Genomic DNA, 22,569 nt, shown 5'->3' with positions numbered 1-22,569 from the left:
GATGATAACGCTCGCATTGCCTGCCCAAAACGATCATCGAATATCGGCGAAAGCGAATGGTTAAGGGCAATGCCAATAAAAAGCAACTTAAGATAAATCGAACTCCAGGTTTACGGACGTCCCTTCCTTAGGCTTCGACTGAATGTCGATCGAACCTTTGTGAAGCAAGACGATGTTTTGCGTCAAAGATAAACCGATTCCGTTTCCTTCCGCATATTTTCCGTTCCCACCCCTAAAGAAGAAGTTAAAGACTCTCGGCAGGTCCTCCTTTTCGATTCCGATCCCGCAATCCTTAAATTCAAGAATCAGTGAATTCTCCTGGCCCATTTTAATGAAAACTTGAGATCGATTGTCCGGCGAGAATTTGCATCCATTCTCCATAATATTCACGAAAGCTAATTTTATTAGATATTCGTTCCCGCTTATAGTAAGCGCCTCCGATTGTTCGAAATCGTCGCTAAAAACCAAATCGACGTTATAATGCTTATTTTTGGCGATCAATTCGGATCTTGCATCCAATAGCACTTCGTCGATTCTAACGCGCCTAAAACTGATTGCGGAGGGATCGTAACTCGTTTTTGCGAGATCAAGTAAGTCGCTTATTAGCCGAACCAATTTTTTCGAATCGGATAAAGTAAGTCCTATGATTTTCCTATATTCCTCGACGGTCCTTCTCTTGTTTTGCGATAATTCCAACTCGGCAACGATCGCAGACAAAGGCGTGCGCAATTCGTGAGATATGTTCGAGATGAATTCTTTTTGCGCCTTAAACGACTTTTCTAACCGATCTAACATTTCGTTAAAGGTGAGACCCAGTTCGGTTATTTCATCCTTTCCTTTTCCGACTACGATTCTCGAATCAAGACTCGTGGCGGTAATTTCCGCGACTTTGCCGACTAGCTTGGACACCGGATTTAAGGATTGCTTGGCGAATAAGCGGCCTAAAATTAAGGTCAGACCAACCATAACGATATAGGCTATGATCAGTCTGTATTTAAGCTTCTGTAGAATTGCAAACCCGTACCCGTCTATAGCCGCAGCGGTTATGATATATTTTTTCCCGTCATGAATATGCAGCAATCCTACCGCCTGAAGATTATTCGTATAGAATTTGATTTCGCTTCGTTCCAGGATATCCTGAAACATGGACGGCGTCTCCTTAACCTTGTCCAACTCCACCGAGTCATGGTACAGTAGCTTCAAATTTTCGTCGTAGATGGCGATCTCCTCCTCGAAAAGCGAATTCGGGGAACTTTTGTAGATCAGCTGAAGTACCTCGGGTGGAACTTTCGCTTCCAGTAGGAGCTCGGCCTTCGTGACCGCCTGGCTTTTTAGTCTTTTATAATATTCTTCTTCTCTATTATTACTAAAAGAAGCATAAACCGTAAGCGCGAACATCAAAAGTAAGGTGGAAAAAAGTGCGGTGAATAATAAGGTTAGCTTAAGTCTAATTTTCACGAGTCACGGGCCTTCTTTTAGTATAAAACCCATTCCGGATTTAGTATGTATCAGTTTCGTGGAAAAGTCTCTGTCTATTTTCTTTCGTAAGTAATTTATATATACGTCTATAAAATTCGTGCCCGTATCGAAATTCGTGCCCCAAACCTTTTCCGCTATTTCCCGCCTGGACAAAACTCGACCGCTATTTCTCACTAAGTATTCCAAAAACTTAAACTCTTTCGGAGTCAATTCGATCTCCACTCCGGCACGGGAAACCGTCTTTGTCTGCATATTCATTACTAAATCGGAGAATCTTAGCAAAAATCCCTGACCACTACCGCTCGCATTCGCCCTTTTTAGCAGGGTCCGAATTCGCACATGAAGCTCCCTGAAATCGAAGGGCTTTACTAGATAGTCGTCGGCTCCGGCGTCGAAAGCTTCCACCTTATCGTCCGTCGCACCGAGAGCGGTCAGCATGATGATCGGAATATACGGTTTTATATTTCTGATCTCTTTGCATAATTCTAATCCGCTAAAAACCGGGAGAACTATATCGGTGATAATTAAATCGAATTCGTAATTTAAGGACAACTTTCTGCCCATATTGCCGTCGTATGCGACCGAAACTTCAAAGCCTTCCTCTTCCAATCCTCTTTTAATAAGATCGGCCATTCGAACATCGTCTTCGATGATGAGGATTTTCATAGGATACTCCTTTTTTTCCGTTTCTCGCTAATTTGAAAATCAAAATCTTAAAACGAAGTGAATCCCGAGGATTCTTTACTATCTCCTGCAAAAACTCGCGATTTACGATACGCGAGAGAAATGCTAGTTTACGTTTTCAATAAGTTTATCGTTTGATAAGCGGACGCGACCCTGTCGTTCGTTTCGACTTTTTTTGACGTAGAGGAAACGATCGTTTTTCGGAAATTTGACAAATTCTCCGGGATGAATCCTAATGAATTTCTAATAAAATTCTAATCCTGTACTAAGGCTAAAATATGGAAAAGATATTGTTAAGGCTCCCGCACTTGAAGTTTCGTGTAAGCAGGAATCTAGAAAGAAATGACTTTCCTTTTTCAATGAAATGAATTCTCTATCCGTAATTACGATGATTCTCCGGGTTTGTAAAGCGAAGTCTTTCGCCCCGGAGCTTCGACTCTGGAGAATGCCGAGAAAATCTTCAAAATATAAAGTCTCGTCGGCTTCGATCGATCGATGCAGAAGCAAATTCGTTCAGCTTCGACTTGGGTCATTCTTATTAAAAGTTTGCGGACTCGCTTTCCTCTTTTCCCTATCTTATCCCGTATATACGCAAGAAATCGACCGTTGGGGGGAACTTATTAAGGAGAACACCGCAGTCAGTCTGGAAGAGAAACTAAGAAAGGAAAATCAAGAAACGGAAAAATATAGGACGAAGTATTTTTCGGTAAATCCGGGAATTAGCCTTTCTCATACCGAAGCTGCAATTCGTAGGGGGGATTACGTAGGTCTGATGACCCAGTCCCACTACGTAAAGCCGAATCTATTTCTGGAAATTAAATCCAGGGACTTTAAAATTTCGGATTGGTTCGGATTCCAGTTCCTCAGTAGCACTTCGACCTTCGATATGGACAATCAGGAAGTGGATTCTCTGCCGGATAATATTACCTTTAATAACTTCGGACTCGTGAATTTCGTAAACACACGACTACAGAATAGAACCAAACGGGAGGATCTAGGAACCGATATGAAAGGATTTTATTCCTTACTTCTGCCCGTACTTTTTCTCGGTAAATCGAATTCCGACGGATTTAGGTTAGGTGTAGCAGGTGGAATCGGATATTTGAATGCGGACGGAGACTTATATATAAAAAATAGAAACGAACCTTTCCTGGCTTTAAGCAGCGTTGATTCTTCCGGAAATTTCAATCCGCAAGAGTATGTGCGAGCTTTCGGAGCCTATAATTATTTGGCCGGATTAAAAGATCCCCTAATGCTCATGAATTCGCTTAGCAATTATAATCAGCGGGAGTTCGCGGCCATCGTATTAGCGGACGGGTACACGAGTAGAAAACTAGATCTACTTACTTTCAATCAATTGGTCTTTAACTTGGGAGTGGATCCCTATTCGGCCGCATTCTTGAGTTATAAACCTAAAACAAAAGAACATATTTCGAATAAGGATGCGCTTGCATTCAACGCATTTTTGGAATTTCCGACCATATTCGGAATTAAATCAAAATTGTCCTATACGGTCATCTCGGCGCATATTCAAAATCAGTTTCACGCGAGCCTTACCAACGTCACGATCTCGGCTTTTTATCCGATACAATTTTGAGCGAACAAGAGTATGAAACATCGAATCCTTTACATACTGGTGCTTTTTCCGATAATCAGTCTATTTTCTCAATCGGATCTAATGAAAGAGGCCCCGGTTCGAGAAATCGATTTCCAAACGTATCTCAACGAAGTATTGGACAATAATTACGAACTAGCGTCTAGAAAATACAACGTTGATATAACCAAATCCGAAATCGACGTCGCGCGTAAATTTCCGAATCCGAATCTAGTATTGGGAAATCAATCCGCAGATATATCCTCTAAGCATTTACCGCAGCAATGGTACGCCGGCTTTCAAGGGACGGTTGAATTGGGAGGAAAGAGAGGGGCTCGCATCGATTATCAAACGGCAGTCGCCGATCAATCCCGGGCTCAATTCGCGGACTTTCTTCTTCAACTCAGAGCGGATGCTACGATAACGTACGTAAACACTCTCGCGATCATGTTGGTTACGAAGAGAAAGGAAGAATCGTATAAATCCCTTTTTCAACTGGCCGAATCGAATGCCATTAAATTGAAATTCGGCGACATCACCGAACTGGACGTGACGCAATCCCAGGTCGAAGCGAATTTAATGAAGAACGACCTGATCTCCTCCGAATCCGATCTGCGAGCAGCGGCTCTGAATATGATTCTTTTTATGTGTAAGAAGGATAGAAGTAGATTATTCTATCCCCGAGGAGACCTGAATATTCAACCGAAGGAATATGATCTTGAAAAGCTGATCGCCTTCGCTATGGAAAATAGGCCGGATGTAATCGCAGCTAGATACGATAAAGTCTCTTCCAGATATAATCTGAAATTAACGGAAGCGAATCGGGTTCCGAATTTTAATTTCGAGGTTGCAAACAATTTTTATACTAGGTCCACGAATGCAACCGGTCCGAGTCCCTCCTACTATGCCTTGACATATTTTTTCGGAATTACCATGCCGCTTTCGAATATGTACACCGGAGATTTGGAAATGGCGAAGTATCGGATAAGTAAATCCGAAGTGGACCTTGAAGCTACCAAGTTGAAAGTGGAAGTGCAGGTAAAGACGGCCTATTTGCAATACCAACTGGCTAAGGAACAGCTAAAGATATACAAAAGCAGTATCTTGGCCGACGCCGAAAAGGTTTTTCAGGGTAGAATGTACAACTATAAACGCGGAAATACGACACTCACGGACGTATTGGCGGCGCAACGAACATTGAATAGCGTTTACTTCGCTTATTATCAGGATCTCCGGAATTACGTTACGAAGGTGGTGGAGTTGCAGAGAGCATCCGGAATATGGGAAATCAGTATATGAAGAAACTATTAATTTTAGTCTTACTCCCGTCTTTGCTAAACTCGGCAAACTGCAAAAAGAAAATCACCGACTCGGAACCGATCGAAGATTTTAGAATCGAAGGCGATTATTTTATCATTCCTGAAAATTCTCCTCTCCGGAGTAAAATTCACATAGGGGAGGTTCATCTGAAGGATTTTGTAAAGGAAATTCAGGCACCGGCCTCCGTCGAGGCGAATTCGACTAAGATGGTCAAGGTGACTCCTCCTTTGGTCGGAAGAATCGTTACGCTCTATGTAAAGTTAGGAGAGCCTGTCTCGCCGGGTAAGATTTTATTCAGCATCGACACTCCCGAATTGGCCCAAGCCCAAAAAGATTATTTGAGCGCCAAAGCCCAGCTACTGCAGGCGGAAATAGATTTAACAAGACAAACCGATCTGCTAACGCATGGAGTCGGAATGCAAAAGGAAGTTCAACAGGCCAAAACGAATTACGAGGTGATCAAGAGCCAGTTGAATCAGTCGGAAATAAGATTAAAAATGTATAAAATAGATCCGGAACATACCGCCCTCGGAGAACCACTAAAGGTCTATTCCCCGATAAAAGGAAGAATCGTGTCGATGAATATCGCGCCCGGAGAATTTCATAACGATGCGAACGAGACCTTGATCACGATAGCCGATTTATCTAGCGTTTGGATAACGGCGAACGTTCAGGAAAAGGATATCAGATTCGTGAATGCAGGAGATTCCTGTTTCGCGAGGGTTTCGGCCTATCCGGAAGAGAATTTCAACGGAAAAGTCCTATTCATGGACGATATTCTGGACTCGGAAAGCCGGACCGTAAAAGTCCGTGTGGAATTCCAAAATCCCGAAAGGAAACTGAAACCGGGAATGTTTGCCACCGTCATATTCCAATCGAAACCGAAGAAAAGTATATTAATTCCTTCTAAAGCTCTAATACAGGAAGGGGATAAAAAATTCGTGTTCGTCAAAAAGTCGGAAAAAAGTTACGAGAAGCGCGAAGTCAAGACCGATGACACCGAATCCCTGACGGAAGACGCGGTGATAATAGACGGCTTAATCGTGGGCGACCGTATCATTACGGACGGAAGTTTTTATCTATTGAAAGTGAAATAGACGGTTTCGGATCTTTCGGTCTTGGCAATATAGTAGAAAATTAAAATAAAATGATCCATCAATACATTCTAAAATCGATCGAAAAACGAATTTTAATATTCGTCCTGTTTATACTTTTATGTGTGTTCGGGTATTATTCCTGGACTCAATTGTCGATCGAAGCCTATCCCGATATAGCCGACGTCACTTCCCAAGTGATCACCCAATTTCCGGGAAGAGCGGCGGAAGAGATAGAAGAGCAAATCACGATTCCTCTGGAGCGAGCTCTCAACGGAATGCCCGGTTTATCCATTATTAGAAGCAAAAGCACCTTCGGATTATCCGTCATCACCTTGGTCTTTCAGGAAGGAGTCGAAGACTATTGGTCACGACAAAGAATCAAGGAAAGAATCGAAGGCGTTCAACTTCCCGGAGACACAAAGCCGGAATTGGATCCCCTCACCTCCCCCATCGGAGAAATCTTCCGGTATACTCTCGAATCTTCTAGCAAGGATGCACGGGAGTTAAGGGAATTACAACGATGGGTGGTCATTCCAAAGCTGAAGCAAGTGATCGGAGTCGCCGATGTCGCCAATTTCGGCGGCATTACCACTCAATTTCAGTTGGAAATCGATCCTAATAAATTGAATCAATTCAATATATCATTGGCTCAGGTGATCGATACGATCCAAAAGAATAATACGAATTCCGGAGGAAGTATCCTCAGAATGGGGGACCTAGCCTACGTGGTTAGAGGAATCGGATTGATCCGTTCGCTGGAAGATCTCGGGCATATCGTAGTAGATACTCGAAAAGGAATTCCTATCTTTTTAAAGGACTTGGGTGATTTAAAATTAGGCGAACTTGGAAGAAAAGGAATCTTAGGACGGGATTTTAAGAATGACGAGGTGTCCGGAATAGTTTTACTCCTGAGATACCAAAATCCGAGTGCGGTCCTTAAGGGAGTTCATGCGAAAGTGGATGAACTGAACAACGGCCTTCTCCCGTCCGGCGTCAAAGTCGTTCCGTATATGGACAGGATCGATCTCGTCAACACTACTTTAAACACAGTATCTAAAACCCTTTTAGAAGGGATCGGATTAGTGATCGTAGTTCTGATCCTTTTTCTGGGGAATGTTAGAGGTGCTCTATTAGTCGCCCTTACGATTCCGATCTCCCTATTAATCGCATTTATCCTGATGAATTTCACGAACATTCCCGCGAATTTACTTTCATTAGGAGCCATCGATTTCGGCATCATAGTGGACGGCTCCATCGTCATGATGGAAAGCATTCTTAAGTTGAAAGAGGAGAAGGAGGCGGATACATTACAGATTCCTGATGTGGCAAAAGTTGCCTCCGCCGTTGCCTCCCCTATCTTCTTCGCCACTCTAATCATTATAACCGCATATATCCCGCTCTTTGCATTCGAAAGAATCGAACGAAAGCTATTTACGCCTATGGCCTACACCGTCGGATATGCATTAGCGGGCGCGCTATTCATCGCCTTAACGTTGATTCCGGCGATCTCCTATATCGCTTATAAACGGCCTCAACGGCTTTATCACAATAAGTGGCTGGAAAGAATTACGGTTCTTTATCAAAAAAAAATCACGGACCTGATAGAGCATCCGTTACGGATTTTAAAATTCGCGGCCGGTGCGTTATTACTGTGCTTCGCTCTTTTTATAGTAATCGGAAAGGATTTTTTACCCGAATTGGACGAAGGCTCTATATGGCTTCAAGTACAACTTCCTCCCGGAATTTCTCTAGCTAAAGGTGCGGAAATGGCCGACGACTTACGAAAGGAAACGCTGAAATTCGAAGAAGTCTCGCATGTAATTACGCAAACCGGACGTAACGACGATGGCACCGATTCCTGGACTCCATCGCATATAGAATGCTCGATAGGACTAAAGCCGTACGACACTTGGAAAAGCGGGCGAACCAAGAGGGAACTTGTAGGTGCGCTCAGGGATCATTATTTAAAAATGCCGGGTTACACGATCAGTTTTTCCCAACCTATGATCGATAACGTAAACGATAAAATTTCCGGTGCCCACAGCGAATTGGTTATCAAGGTTTTCGGAGACGATTTTAGGGAGACCCGCGAGCTTACAAAGAAAATAGCGGAGGTTTTAAAGTCGACCCCGGGCTCTTCCGACGTGGGAATCGATCAGGAACCACCCCTACCTCAAATACAGGTAAAAATAGATCGGGCCACCGCCGCAAGATATAGCTTAAACGTCTCCGATATCTCCGACCTCATAGAGGCGGCCATCGGAGGACAAGCGATTTCCAATCTATTTCTCGGCGAAAAAAAATACGATATTACGGTCCGATACGGGGAAGCGTTTAGAAATACGCCGGAAGCGATCAGTAATTTAATGCTGACTTCTCCGAACGGCGCGAAAATTCCCGTTTCTCAAGTCGCGAACGTAAAATTAACGACGGGAGAAAGTACGATTACAAGGGAATCCAATCAAAGACACTTAACGGTAAAAGTTAATCTACATGGACGAGATCTGTCTTCCTTCGTTTCGGAAGCGAAGGAGAATATTTCTCACAAAATAAAATACGATTCTAAGAAATATAGAATAGTTTGGGGAGGTCAACTCGAGAATCAAGAAAGAGCGAATCGAAGATTGTCCATAATTCTTCCTCTTATACTATGCGTGATGTTTACGCTTCTTTACGTAGCCTTCGGAAATCTTAGACACGCATTTTTATTATTGTCCATCGTGCCCGCTGCCCTTCTCGGAGGCCTAATCGCATTAATAGTGCGGGGAATGACCTTAAACGTATCCAGCTCGGTGGGTTTTATAGCGCTCTTCGGAGTCGCAATTCAAAACGGTGTGATTATGGTCTCGCATCTAAACGAATTAATAGCTAATAAGGTACCGTTAAAGCTCGCGGTGATATCCGGTGCCACGAATCGATTGAGACCGATTCTAATGACTGCTACGGTTGCTGCCCTCGGACTTCTTCCGGCCTCGGTCGCAACGGGAATCGGTAGCGACGTTCAAAGACCGCTCGCGACTGTGATCGTTTACGGACTCATTAGCGGTACCGGTATTACTCTTTTTGCATTGCCCGTTCTGTATTACATGCTGGAGAAGAGAGTGAGTAACGGAAAATTTAATAAAAGCGGATAATCCTATACTGCGTTAACGATCGGATGGATATTTCAATAACAAAGAAAGTAGATACTTTTAATTTACTTTTGAAGGCGAGCATCTAAATCCCGCTCTGTCAGAGTACGATGAATTTTATCCGTTGATTTGACTTGATAAGCGGGACGAGGAATCGATTTATCTTCCCGGCATAAATCGCGGTTTATATTTTAACGGGAACCCGCGCTCATTGAAGCATGAATATCGTTGCGAGCGTATTTAACGGGATTTACCTTCTCATTTATTTTCTTTCGAAGCTTGGAAATAGACGGAAGGTCGGGATCGGATAATTCGGCTCTTTGAAGAAACGACTCGGCAGTTTTATCGCCCGTCGCCGCTAAAATATTCGCATAATGAACTAGGTAACCCGCATGTTCCCTTTTTCTCAAAACGAGGCTTTCGGCGGTTTCCAGCGCCCGAGAAATTCTGCCGATTTGAAAGAAGGAGAGAGAAAGTAAGAATAGATTACTGTTATCGGCAGGCCGCAGCAGAAAATATCGATGCGCGATCAGACTTGCCGCTCTGAATTTTTTTAATTTATAATACAACCGAGCCATCATCTTCAAAAGCGAAGGATGTTTATATCCGAGCTTATACGATTTCTTGAGTTCCGCGATGGCTCCTTCCCAATCGTTTGCGATTTGCTTTTGACGAAACTGATCCAAAGTATAGAGAATATTTTGAGTTACGGCCGTTTTACCCTTTTTTAATTTATGGAATGAGAGCCGCATAAGTGATAGATCGTCCGTTAATTCTCCTTTCCCTCGTATCAATTCATATAGTTTTTCCAAATCTACGTTAGATTCCTCGATCAAAGAGAGAATCATATTTTCATCCTGATTCTTTTCCGGAAGTTCGTCTTTATCGGAATGTAAATCGATGTCGTCCTTTCCGTCCGAACCTGTGATCAATATGTCACCGTCCCGAAGGGAAAACACATCAACGGAAAGGTAAGTTGCGATTTTTTGGGAATTGTTTTTACTATTTCCGTTGATTATGAAGGGGTTTACTCCTAATTTTAAAAAGAAATTCGATGGAGGAAGGTGCTGAGCCTTGCCTTTTCTAAATAGAATAGGAGCCGGGTAATCAGAATTAATCGTGTATACGGTACCAGTTAATTCGTCGACAGCTCCTATTAGTATCGAAATCAGCATCGTCCCTTCAAGGTTCTCGAAGACTTTTTGAAGTTCGATAAAACTATTTCGAATCCATTGCTCAGGCGGAAAATTTTGCCAATATTCGGATAACTTCGTACGTTGAATGATCGATTCGAAGACCGAACCGGTTATTAAAGCTCCTGCAGCGCCTTGAATGGACTTACCCATCGCGTCCGCGTTCATAAATACGGTGTATTTTCTATTTTTTAAAAATATATTATGAGCACCGCAAAGATCCCCGCCGATCGAATATTCGTTATTCTTATACGTGAAGTGTTTTTTTTGTCTTAAAAAGAATTCTATTTTTACATTCTCTCCGCTGGTTTTGTTTTCTCCCAGCGGCTCAAGTAGTAAAGACGTAAGAAAATAATCCGCATCCTGTTGATGTTTGAGTTCTCGGATTTCGAGTAATAGTTTGGATAATTCGTTAGTACGTTCTCGAACTTTCTCTTCCAGGTTTTCGTATAAAAGAGAATTCTCAAGCGATATAGCCGCCTGAGAGGAAAGTATATTAACGACTTGAAGGCGATCCGGAGTAAAGGCATCCGCCGTGAGTCGATTTTCAAGATAAACCGCTCCGCTTAATTTCCCTTGATTCATAATCGGAGCGCAAAGAACCGATTGCGGTTTCACTTCTATAATATATGCGTCGTTTTGAAATTGAATATCTAGCCAAGCGCGACTTAATACGAGGGGTTGCTTACTTCTAAGAACATAATTGATAATCGCCCGAGGGATTTTTTTACTCTGCGATAACGATTCGGAACTTAGGACTTCGATATTTCCGTTCGCATTACCTTCGGCTCGGATAACCCAGTTTCTATTTTCTTCCAGAATCAATAAGCCTTTTTCTGCTCCGGTATTTTGAATTAGGTTTTGCATCAATTCGGATAAAAGTTTATCCAGTCGTATTTCGCCGGACACGGCCTGAGATGCTTTTAATATCGTAGTTAAGTCTAGAGTGTTCGATCGATTATTACTAGTACTAGAGTGGGTTTCCCGTAAACTTACGGATTCCACAATTTTGGGAGAATTGGGCTTCCTGATATAATACCCGTAATTCTCCTCGAGTTGTTTTACTTTAGCGCTCGCTCCCCAAATCGAATATAAATATACTGCTTCGGTCATGTATGCTGTTGCCGCTTTTTCGATGCCGTTTGCGATATAGAACTTAGCAGTGTATTCATTTACGAGTGCTTCATTAACCGTAAATTGAGCATGATGCGATTCCTTAGCGGCTTTCTCGAAAAGAGTTCCGGCATCGTGTCTTCCCTCTAGCTGGGCTTCCAAAGCGGAAACCAACAAATCGTGTGCCAAAAAATTGGCCGGGTTTTTTTTACTATAATATCCTAACAAAAACCGATTCAATTTGTACGCTAATTTAAACTTAATGCTTAAGGACTTCTTGCTAGAAATTTGATAAGAAAGGCAGGAAAGTACGAAATAGTAACGAACTTGAAAATCCAGCATATTTCCCATTGCTTCTAGGACGATCTTGAATCCGTTCCAGCCGTGCGATAGGGCAGATTCCCAATTTTCGTGCATGAAATTCCGAATCATTTTTAAGGTATGGAAATAAGTTCGGATAGTAAAATTTCCGGGAGTTTGCATCTCCTTTTCATAATCGCCTTCATCGAAAGAAAATGGGTCGGGCGAATTATTATCGCGTATCATCAGATCGTTTAAGAAATTCAGAAGCAGGTAATGATTCAGAATCACCTCTCGATCCTTGTGCTTTAGATACATTTCGTAGATCTTTTCGTTTTCCTCTAAAATGGACTCCAGATTCTTATCGCTGAAGAAAATGCCTTGAATTCTCGAAAAAGTCATCGAGTAATCAGCCCAATTGATCGTACCAGCTTCTAACGACGTCTTCAAAGCGATATCGACGTACCACTTATGTTCGCGCATCGGTAATACCCAGTGTATATTAAAGTTTCCGATTGCAAAATGGACCTTCGCTTTTACGTTTATATCGTAAAATTTTTCGGAAAGTGTCTCGGCTAGTTCCGCGAATTTAAAGCCACCTTCCAATTCTTTGGTCACCCCTGACATTATTACTCCTATCATAGCGAAAGCAAAACCCGAGTAAATTGAGTTACCGTATTTTAAACAAAACATAGCCATGAGCAGGCTGATATAGCCCATTAAATCAGGAAAGACTTGATAAGCGGAGGGAACTAAGTCGTAAATAATCGCGCATACGTTAAAAATGCGTCTATCGGTGATTTCGGGCAATTCTACCAAATCCCTGGCTTTTCTTCTGCCCAATAGGATTCTAAATCGAACGTAAAGAAGAGCTATATGAACCTTCTTTACGTTTTTCGGAATCTTGACACCGAGATATTTCAGAGCGTCGATACCGACCTCGATTCCTTCCCGATGACGATTCAATTGATATAGTAGATGAAGGTAAATTTGATATATCGCAGTTTTATGATCCTGCCCGATTGCATTCTCCAGTGCGATTTTTACGTCCTGTTCGCAGTCCTCGAGCAGCGCGGCGCTATATTCGCAATCGGCTTTTTCGGAATATAATTCGAAGGAAAGATCATACTGATGTTTCCAGTGTGCTTCATTTAAAAGAGCGATACCCTGCTTAAAAAAAGTAACGGCACTGCTATGGGCGCTCGATTGTTTGGCTTTCTTTCCGGCAAATAGATTCAGTTCGCATAATTTAGATTTTTCAGATACGTCTAAAATCAATTCGGACCCTAGATTAAACTGGTTTACGATCGAAAATATCCGTTCCGGCAACTGGCTCGATTCGGTTCGATCGAGTAATAGCCTACCGATCCTTAAATGTACTTCCCTTTTTCGATCCTCGCCTATTCCGGAATAGGCCGCCTCCTGCACCTTGTCGTGGAGGAATTGAAAATGAGCGTCGAGCATACTGTCGACTTCTAATCTTTGACGGTCAATATCGGTCTTATTCCCGTTGGATTGCCCCTGAAGAATCTTATAATTATTATCCAAGGGAAGGATTAACCCTTCTTCGACGGATTTCCATAGATCGAGTAAGGTTTCCCGTTCGTTCTTTTCGTAAACGATGGAAATAATTTTCAGTGAGAACTTACTCCCGACGCAACTTCCCAATTGAAGAATTCTTCTAGTTTCTTCCGGTAGCCTGTCTATCTTCTGAGACATCAGCTCAACCACGTTACTCGTCACATTTTTAGATTCGATACTTCGAATATCCCAAATCCAATTCTTTTCCATGAAATCGAAATAGATCAATTTCTCTTCATATAGATTCTTTAAAAACTCGTTAACAAAGAAAGCATTTCCTCCCGTTTTCGAGTATATAAGCTCGGCCAGAGGAGTTATAAGTTCCCGCTCCACGGAAGCAAGAGATTCCATAGTTAAGTCGCTAACGTCTTCTCGCAGCAGCGGATTCAATGCGATAGAATGAACCGAACTGCCGGACTTTCTTATTTCATCCAGAGTCATCGAAAAAGCGTGAGTCCCGTCCACTTCGTTCTCTCGAAAAGCTCCGATTAGGAGAAAATACTTTTCTTCAGCTCCGGCGAGTAAAATTTTGATAAGATTAAGCGAACCGGAATCGGCCCACTGAAGATCGTCGACAAAAATTACCAACGGATGTTCCCGGTTCGAGATAGCTCGGACGAAATTTTGGAAAACCTGGTGTAACCTACTGATCGATTCCTGCGTACTGAGTTCGGGCGCGGCAGGTTGCTTGCCTATAATCAATTCGAGTTCGGGAACTATCTCGATCAAGACGCTCGCATTAGCTCCCAAGGCGTTCAAAATCGTCGATTTCCAGTTCGCTAAGACTTCTTCGCTTTCGGTAACCAAGTACTCGCATAAATCCTTCAGTGCAAAGCGAATCGCATAATAGGGAATATCCCTTTGGAATTGGTCGAATTTTCCGGAAATAAAAAGCCCTTTCTTTTCGGTAATCGGTTTATGAACTTCATGAACCAAAGCGGATTTTCCGACACCGGAATAACCGTGAACCAGCAAAAGTTCACTAGCACCTTGACTCACTCTTTCGAAGGCGGAAAGTAAAGTTTTGACCTCCTCGGCGCGCCCATAGAGTTTTTGAGGAATCTGAAGACGACCGGACGAATCTTCAAGACCTAACTGAAATTCGGAAATTTTTCCTACCTCTTCCAGATTACGCCCGCAACGTTCCAAATCGGCGGCGAGACCCAGGGCGGATTGATACCTATCTTCTGCGGCTTTCGAAATCAGCTTCATTACGATATTAGAAAGTTGATATTCGATCTTGGAATCTAACTCATGCGGGCTGGCCGGGACTTTCGCAATATGGCTATGGATGAGATCGATCGCGTCTTCCGACTTAAAGGGAGGAGATCCCGTCAGCATCTCGTAAAAAGTGATGCCCAAGGAATAAAGGTCGGATCTACTATCAGTATTTCGGTTCATCCGTCCGGTCTGTTCGGGAGCTATATAGGTTAGTGTTCCCTCCAAAGCCGCAGTCGCCGAATAAAGAGCTTTTTCCCGACTTAATCGGGTGGATAATCCGAAGTCCGTAATATAAACTTCGTGACCGTCCTTTACGATGATATTGGCGGGCTTGACGTCCTTGTGAATCACGCCCTGCACATGTATTTCGCCCAATGTTTTGCTCAATGGAATTGCTAATTTAAGAAATTCCAATGAACTGAATTTTCTTTTCCTAATAATACTTTGAAGAGAAACCCCATTGATATCTGCCAAAATGAGGGCGTATCCGTTTCCATGTCGACGCAATTCTAACGGCTTAACGATTCCTTCTATATCGAGCTCTTTACTTAATTCGTATTCGTGACGAATTCGTGCTAAATCCCGGGTGTCCGGATATTCCGTAGCCAATACTTTAACAATAAACGAAAGGGATCTATCAGCTTTGGAGACCGCTCGATATACGTTCGTACTGGAGTTTTCCTGAATTGTCTCGATGATATCAAAATCTTCTAACACGTCCAGTATCCTCTTAATTATCCACAAGTAAAAACATACGATTTTCGAATCGTTGATGTTTGAATCGGATTAGTATTTTTTCGTTTAAAGTCAAGGTGCGATGCCATCAAAACGGCAGCGAATGACTCTCTTAGGTAGCGTTTAAATAGACGCAAGACCTTAGTAAAAGTCCTAAAAATAATTGATTATTTTTGAATATTTTTGGGTTCGTTAGCGAGCGATATGCTTTCCAACCCTTAATACCGGAAGATGATGCACCTAAAATGATTAAAACATAAAGCATTACGATAAAAATTATTGACTAACATAGTATCGATAACAATCGAACTTCCGCATTGAAGTTTCGATTGTAAAAACCAGTTAGGGTATCTACTCGATCCGGATATCCTTTCAGAGGACAGAGGTCAGAAGACAGATGCGTTCGCTTTGCTCACGCTAGACAGAAGCTGCTCGATGTCGAAAACGTATCAGAGGTAGAGGAAAAATCCGTGTTACCATAAGAATCTTTCTGTAGATCTTGGAATCTTTGCTCATCAATGTTCTGTCTTCAGTCCTCTGACCTCTGTCTTCTGCTCACTTTCAATCATCCTCTTCTTCAGGTAATAACGGCTCTATAAAGTAAGCGATGAATTCCAGCTTACCCGTCATACCGGTCTTGCGATAAATGGAAAGAGTCTGATTCTCTATAGTTCTTAGACTTTTTTTCCGAATGGCGGCAATCTGCGGATTCGAAAAGCCTCTCAACAAATATTTGGCGAGTTCTTGTTCCGAGGGAGTTAACTCCCATCGACTGAACTGGCGTTTTACCGAACTCCAAAATTCCTCTCCAAGCTGGGTTCCTCTCGGAAAATTCAATTTCTTAGTCTGTCTGTTCAAACTTATCTCAGCTTCCTTGATTAACTTCCTTGCATTCGATAATTCTAAATATAAATTTACAAAAATAACTATACTGGATATTCCCAAAAGCACCTCGATGAAATTAGCTGGGATAAAAAATTCGGTTTTAAAGAGCGGGATGCGCTCGATCGAAAGGAGTTCCATTCCTATCCATATAACGACGAACGCGATATACAGAAGGTATAAACCCGATATTAGCCTGAAGTTATTCTTCATAAGACGGACTCTGTCATTACTAATCCTTAAAAAATCCCCTATTGGTAAACGAATAAGTAAATCCCGCAAATGTGGAAGATACCTATTTACTATCGCTCCAAAAATGCTAATCTTCGACTAACAAGGTGGGCCCCGACGGAGGCCGAATTTATCGTTAAGCGACAAAGAAAGAAGGTTATATCGATCTTATTTTTTTTTCAAACAAAAATAATTCAAAGAAATTGCTTCAAAAAAAATTACGAGGCAATTTCTTGAGGAAGCGCGCATTTGGAAATCAACACAAAATCCTGGATAATGGATTATTACGACGAAAACGAAATTCACTTCTACCGCAAAAAAAAGACCTATTTTTCAGGAAAGACCAAGTTTCAAAGAGTAGAATTTGTTGAACTGCCGTCGATCGGCGAAACTCTAATTATCGACGGTGAATTACAATCCGCAGGGCAAGACGAATACATTTATCATGAATCCTTGGTTCATCCCGCTTGTCTATTGAATCGGAAAACAGAACATATTTTGATAATCGGAGGTGGAGAGGGCGCTACGTTAAGAGAAGTACTGAAATATAATACGATTAAATCGGTTACGATGGTCGACATCGATCAGGAGTTGGTTCAATTATTTTCCCGAAGAATGCAAAATTGGCATAAGGGAGCTTTTCAGGACCCTAGAGTAAATTTAGTCTTCGAAGACGGCCGTAAGTATTTGGAAGACACGAACGAACGCTTTGATGTAATAATACTGGACTTAACATCGAGCTTTGGAGAACGAGTCGAGGAGAAATTCGATCCGATCCTAAATCTCTATTCAAAGCAATTCTATTCCATCTGCTCTTCTAAGTTAAAGAAGGATGGAATTATCGCGATTCAGGCTCTGGAACTTACGCCAGCCGATTGGTCGGAGCACGCAGTGATACGAAGGTCTTTGGCTACCGCATTCAAGCATGTCCTAAGTTATTCGGTCTTTATTCCCTCTTTCTATACTACCTGGGGTTTTCTCTTAGCGTCTCAAAGGCATAACTTTGAGACCTTGACTTCGAAAAAAATCAACGATATGATCGTCCGAAAAAGGATATCCTCAAAATTATCTTTTTTTGACGGGAACACTTTTATAGGGACGAGTAATCTATCTAAGGATTTGCGTAAAAACATTTTGCAAAAAGGGAGTATCATCGAAGACAACAAGCCTCTCGTCGTCTATCCGAAAGAACCCAATTGAGACAACGAACCGGGACTCGTTGCTTTGATTTTTCGATGCGATTCTGACTTGAAGCTAATTTAAAGAAAGCGAATTTATTTGAAAAGTATCGGGTCCGTTGAAATTCTGGAAACGCATGAAATTATTTTTAGCCCTATGTCTTCCGCTTATATTCTATCCTAATTGTTCAATCAACACGATCCACGGAGAGCAGGAAAATAAGACAGTTCCGATCATAGTCGTTCTAAAAGATCCTTACATTTCGATAAAAATCGACAGCTTGCACACGTTAACGGAGGCTCCAAAAGGTGAGAAACAGAATATCGAAAGAATCGAGAAAGAAAAGCTGAAGTTTGGAAAATGGATTAAGTTAAATTTAAATAATAAACTCTTTGAATCGAACATACGTTCGGAGCCGATCGATAATCCTAACTACACTGTCGGAATAGAAATAAAGGATATGGGTGAAATCCGAGGCTCCGTTATCGCATGGAGCATCTTTACCGGGATAACTACCGGATTACTTGTCGCCATCGTAACGGGTCATTCCGAATTAGGAGCCGGGGTCTTCCTTTACGAGGTGGTCGAAGAGAGCCTTTTCCCCATTATAGCGCTAACTTTGTTATACGAATACACATGCATAGTTACCGCGCAATATATTGTCGAAGATTCGCAAGGAAACATAGTCTTTAACGAGACTTATAATGCATTCAGAAATAAGGAATTCTATAAAAAGATAGAAAAGAAAGATCATCACTTACGAGAGATGGTAGTGAAGGCCAGCCTGGACGAAGTGAATTCGGATTTTACGAAGGAATTTGTGGAATTTCTAAATAAGCCTTCTCGATAAAGCCTAGCTATAGGGAGTTGGCAACTTTTTCCGAACTTCTATTTGAGGTAGCGACTAAACTGTGCCGCAATGACCCGCGATTTTTCGTCCCCTTCTAAGGATGTGCGCACCACTAATTCATAATTGAATTCTATTAGTGAATTCGCAATTTTGGCTTTAACTTCTAATAATTTTCTATCGTAATCGGTCGGATCAACGATATGGTATAAAAACAATACGAACGGTGAACTAAGCCGTATAAGAAGTGGCACTTTCGTCCCCGAAAGCAACTGAAGTTTTATTTCGAAGATGTCGTATTGTAAAATTGCAATTGACCAAAGTGTGATATAAATCCCCATTCCAAAAGAAGATAAATAAGCCATAAACACACCCATAAGAGGCAAAATATAAACGAAAATAATAGAAACAAAGAGGCCGACAAAAATTCCCATCAACATTAAGATTAACTGGGTCCGAATTTGTCCTCTAGACTTTATCGCTCCTCGCCCCATCAAGCATATTGAAAATCCTACGCTGCAAAAAATATAAAAAATTAACAAATGATACGATGGGTTTGGTGTATAAGAAAAAAAGTTCGGATCTTTAACCTTTACAATCCCTCCAATAAGCGCTTCAAATAAAAAAAATATGATAGCTGCCCAATCAAATACCCGTAAAGCCCGGTAATTTTTCTTTAAATCTAGTACAGATTTGACGACTAAAAATAAAAAATGAGGGATTAGAATAGCGGGAATCAGAGTCCAATTCAGAGCCATCCCTCTCCAATCGTTTGGAAGAAGCCCCCGGAAAGCCAGAAAAAAAAGCCAGACCGTAATTGAAATAGAGAGAAACCAAAATGAACTAGGGATTTTCTTAATTGAAGCTCTCGCCATCCAAACGTAATATGCCAGGAAAAAGCTACCAACAAAGAATGGCGTTAGATTAATGGCTGCCATGGACGTATTACCGAAACTAGACTACAGCCTTGGCATGATATTCCGTAAAGTCTTTTCTTAAGCTTGGTCGTACTGAAATCTACAAATTTTCCATTAGGCAAAATCCAGCAAGAAAACCTGACGTGCTTGGCAATAATTTGTCAGTACTATAAACTGCCATTCCCCGGTTGGAATGGTCTTCTCTCATTATATAAACAAAGATTCATTTCAAAAAATCTGACAGAACGTTCATTCATTCTGTATCTTAAAAATATATTTCCTCAATATCGGTTTAAGAATTGATTACTTACTTACTTACTTCGAGATTTCGCTAACCTCCTATTGCTTTTTATACCAAAGTCTTTCTTGAACGATAACGCGATTCGTTTTTATTCGAATCCATTGATAAGCATAATCTTCAATTCCAGATATCTTCTACGTTTCCAATCGAAATACAGTCCGGTTAGAATTTTGGGTAACTAGGTTAATAGAAAACGCGATGGTTTTTCAAAAAGCATTTCGATTCGAATTCAGAGTAGATCGACTTATCATCAACCGGTCGAGTATCTCACATCCTTAATTCCCCTATTTCTTATTACATCAAAATTTATACTCTTTAAACGAATATCGTTCAATTAAACACCAATAAGCGAATTCCAAAATCCGATCGATTTGAGCGAATCATTCGACCTGCGAATTTCGCAATTGAAAAATCCAAATCGGCGATAAATATTTTCTTGATAAGAATGGGTTCTTAAGATTATTTCATCGCGGAGCCTATTATGGAAAAAAGACACGAGGAATACGCGGCCTACTATAACGCCCGGATGAAACGATTCGAAGGAAATCCTCTCTACTCTCGTTCTTATGCGGCGGAAAAAAGAATGTCCGATGCAATTGCAGGCTGCGCGAAACTCGAAGATTTTCGCTCGGTAGTCGAAAAGGATCATCCCGAAGTTCAATGCGCCATTGCCCTTGTAAAAGATCAAGAGACGGCAAGGCTTTCTCATTTTAGAAGAATAGAAGAGCCCATTCGAGCGATTTCTTCGGAACGAATTCTAAAAGAGATCGATACTGTCAAATCGGCAATGGATGTAACCGCAATAATTTCGAAAATCGACCAGGAAGTTTCCATTCTCATAACGGTCGATAATTTTATCGGTGGATTTTACTTCGATTTTACGGCGATCGAGAATCTTATCGTGGCCGAAGCCATCAAAGACGAGGTTCCCAAGGAATGGTATCAGGAAGTTAAGGATAGCATCACCGAACAAATCAAAGACCATAAAGAATTGTTTCAAAAAACGACCCTTCCGAATAATCGAAATTATAAGTCCGATTGGAACTACGACTATAGCCTCATTTGGGAAACGCGTCACCGAAGAAATATTCCGTTTCCGGACGAAATTGTTAAAAGAAGAATCGAAGATCACAAGCGATTGATCGGACTTTCATAAGAGAATAATAATATGCCTATCGATAAAATGCTGTCCGATCCCATGCTAGGAACGTTCCGAAACATGATTCAAGAATGTAAGGATAAAAATCTATCCGGTCAGGCTTTCGACAACATGCTTGCAGAAATGAATAAAATGGAAAAGTACGCCGTCGATATGGATGACTTTGCAGCGTTTAGTGCCAAGCTAATGACGGAAGGTTGTTTCTCGAATTTTAGCGCAGCATATTCGCAACTGCTTTCGGATGCCGCAAAAAACTCGTCGCAATCCTCCGGTTCCGACATCGACGAGGATGAAGGTTTTTTAAGGCAAACGCTTACGTCCTATCAAAGTGCTCTAGACAGGTATGAAGATGACGTAAAAAAAGGGATCATGAAACCGAAGGCGGCTGCCTTGCTGCGAGCGGGAGTTCAAGCAGTAATCGATCTGGGAAAATCCGGAATAACCTATCCGGTTTTTCTCCGTCTTCTGATTGAAAAAGGTCTAGACAAAGCTATGGAAGGATCTGCTGTACTTCGGGACGGACTCGTTACGGATATCGACTGGGCGAAATTTTATAATCTGCCGTTGTACATCAAAAGAGGAGAAGAAATTTTAGGGATTTTCGACGAGCTAGCTGCGAAGGCTACCTTCAAGGTTCCCGATAGTTTCGAATTCGGATTGGCTCGACGAGAAATAGAATGGAAGTATGAGCCTGCCATCGTCAAGTGGAATGCTATTACCGAGCGTTGGGAAAAGGTGATCGATATAGTCAACGATTGGCTTGATTCGTTTACAAATTTTGCCCCGAAAGATGAACGATGGGTAGATCCCACAGACCCTTCTGCAACTCCTAAAAATATTCGCAGAACGAAGGAACTGAGCCCTTATAGACTTCGGGAACGGGAAAGAATACTCCAGGAATCCTTTGCTATCTCCTGGAACGATATCTTCACCCACGAAACGTATCTTCTAGCCTGGACGAACGTGGACGTTTCGATATCTGCGGCAAAAATCGAACTTCTTAAAAAAGCTTATCCGCTCTGTAAACCGGGTTCTGGCCCGACGGAGGAGCTGATCAAGGAAGCGGAAAAACTGCATGAAACTAAATCTGACTGGCGATTCGCCGAGAGAATCGCTGTCGGGGAAAGAATGAAGGCAAAATACGACGAGTTGTACGGTGCGGGGGCCTATGATACTGAATTCGGAAATAAATAACAGTATAGTAAATTAGAGATAACTTATAATCGTTTTCAAACAGCGGAAGATAATTAGGGACCGCCTGTCCTGTGCTATTATACCGCAAAACGCCTGCATTTCGCATCTTCGTCCGCCAGGAAATTCCGAGCAATGGGAAATATTTTGCCGAAATTTATATCAACTCTGGATACTGGATTCATCGCGTTTATCGTCTGATTTTTTTTGGCTGAATGCTTAACCGAAAATCAAAGCCGGAGAATCAGGGAAGAATTTAATGTTTTTCTAATAATCATAAGACTATCGCGATTGTGCAGGATCTTATATTCGGGCCTAAGGATGTCCTTTTTCCATCCCTTAATGTTCGAGATATTGAATCCGGGAAATTGATAGTGCTTTATCCAATTTCCCATTCTCGACTGAACCTTTTTT

The 22,569-nt window shown here is 41.8% G+C and carries 13 protein-coding genes; 8 read left to right on the top strand and 5 right to left on the bottom strand.

Annotated elements, in window-relative coordinates:
• Nucleotides 1-87 precede the first annotated feature (87 nt).
• Nucleotides 88-1,458, bottom strand: a complete 1,371-nt coding sequence (locus LEP1GSC047_RS09265) for an ATP-binding protein (RefSeq protein ID WP_010419576.1) — start codon at nt 1,456-1,458, stop codon at nt 88-90.
• Nucleotides 1,459-1,461: 3 nt separating this feature from the next.
• Nucleotides 1,462-2,145, bottom strand: a complete 684-nt coding sequence (locus LEP1GSC047_RS09260) for a response regulator transcription factor (RefSeq protein ID WP_010419580.1) — start codon at nt 2,143-2,145, stop codon at nt 1,462-1,464.
• A gap of 463 nt (nt 2,146-2,608) precedes the next feature.
• On the opposite strand from LEP1GSC047_RS09260, the gene LEP1GSC047_RS09255 reads away from it, so the two are divergent.
• From LEP1GSC047_RS09255 to LEP1GSC047_RS09240, 4 genes are read left to right on the top strand one after another with little or no spacing between them, the layout of a single operon-like run.
• Nucleotides 2,609-3,760, top strand: coding sequence for a hypothetical protein (locus LEP1GSC047_RS09255; protein ID WP_238325549.1), 1,152 nt, complete (start codon nt 2,609-2,611; stop codon nt 3,758-3,760).
• A 12-nt stretch (nt 3,761-3,772) separates the two neighbouring features.
• Nucleotides 3,773-5,056 (top strand): TolC family protein, encoded by a 1,284-nt coding sequence (locus LEP1GSC047_RS09250; protein WP_010419586.1) that lies wholly within the window; start codon nt 3,773-3,775, stop codon nt 5,054-5,056.
• Entirely contained in the window at nt 5,053-6,174 is a 1,122-nt protein-coding gene (locus LEP1GSC047_RS09245; protein WP_010419589.1) for an efflux RND transporter periplasmic adaptor subunit, read from the top strand. The genes LEP1GSC047_RS09250 and LEP1GSC047_RS09245 overlap by 4 nt, the downstream gene beginning before the upstream one ends.
• A 50-nt stretch (nt 6,175-6,224) precedes the next feature.
• Nucleotides 6,225-9,308 carry an efflux RND transporter permease subunit gene (locus LEP1GSC047_RS09240; protein WP_010419591.1) on the top strand — a complete coding sequence of 1,028 codons (3,084 nt, stop codon included), beginning with the start codon at nt 6,225-6,227 and terminating at the stop codon, nt 9,306-9,308.
• Between the two features lie 188 nt (nt 9,309-9,496).
• On the opposite strand, the gene LEP1GSC047_RS09235 is transcribed toward LEP1GSC047_RS09240, so the two are convergent.
• Nucleotides 9,497-15,430 carry a trifunctional serine/threonine-protein kinase/ATP-binding protein/SpoIIE family protein phosphatase gene (locus LEP1GSC047_RS09235; RefSeq protein ID WP_020988545.1) on the bottom strand — a complete coding sequence of 1,978 codons (5,934 nt, stop codon included), beginning with the start codon at nt 15,428-15,430 and terminating at the stop codon, nt 9,497-9,499.
• A 579-nt stretch (nt 15,431-16,009) separates the two neighbouring features.
• Entirely contained in the window at nt 16,010-16,543 is a 534-nt protein-coding gene (locus LEP1GSC047_RS09230) for a helix-turn-helix transcriptional regulator (RefSeq protein ID WP_010419596.1), read from the bottom strand.
• Nucleotides 16,544-16,810: 267 nt separating this feature from the next.
• On the opposite strand from LEP1GSC047_RS09230, the gene LEP1GSC047_RS09220 reads away from it, so the two are divergent.
• Together LEP1GSC047_RS09220 and LEP1GSC047_RS09215 are read left to right on the top strand one after the other, a co-directional pair.
• Nucleotides 16,811-17,761 (top strand): spermine/spermidine synthase domain-containing protein, encoded by a 951-nt coding sequence (locus tag LEP1GSC047_RS09220; RefSeq protein ID WP_020988556.1) that lies wholly within the window; start codon nt 16,811-16,813, stop codon nt 17,759-17,761.
• Between the two features lie 115 nt (nt 17,762-17,876).
• Nucleotides 17,877-18,590, top strand: a complete 714-nt coding sequence (locus LEP1GSC047_RS09215) for a hypothetical protein (RefSeq protein WP_010419599.1) — start codon at nt 17,877-17,879, stop codon at nt 18,588-18,590.
• Nucleotides 18,591-18,628: 38 nt separating this feature from the next.
• Here the strand turns inward: LEP1GSC047_RS09215 and LEP1GSC047_RS09210 are convergent, their stop codons facing one another.
• Nucleotides 18,629-19,525 (bottom strand): LIC10906 family membrane protein, encoded by an 897-nt coding sequence (locus tag LEP1GSC047_RS09210; protein ID WP_010419600.1) that lies wholly within the window; start codon nt 19,523-19,525, stop codon nt 18,629-18,631.
• A gap of 761 nt (nt 19,526-20,286) precedes the next feature.
• On the opposite strand from LEP1GSC047_RS09210, the gene LEP1GSC047_RS09205 reads away from it, so the two are divergent.
• On the top strand, nt 20,287-20,961 hold the full coding sequence (locus LEP1GSC047_RS09205; protein ID WP_010419602.1) for a hypothetical protein: 675 nt from the start codon (nt 20,287-20,289) through the stop codon (nt 20,959-20,961).
• 12 nt (nt 20,962-20,973) lie between these two features.
• Nucleotides 20,974-22,158 carry a hypothetical protein gene (locus LEP1GSC047_RS09200; RefSeq protein ID WP_010419606.1) on the top strand — a complete coding sequence of 395 codons (1,185 nt, stop codon included), beginning with the start codon at nt 20,974-20,976 and terminating at the stop codon, nt 22,156-22,158.
• The last annotated feature ends 411 nt before the right edge of the window (nt 22,159-22,569 follow it).

Source organism: Leptospira inadai serovar Lyme str. 10 (assembly GCF_000243675.2).
GTDB classification, from domain to species: Bacteria; Spirochaetota; Leptospiria; order Leptospirales; family Leptospiraceae; genus Leptospira_B; species Leptospira_B inadai.
This window is presented reverse-complemented; position numbering and strand designations above follow the sequence as displayed.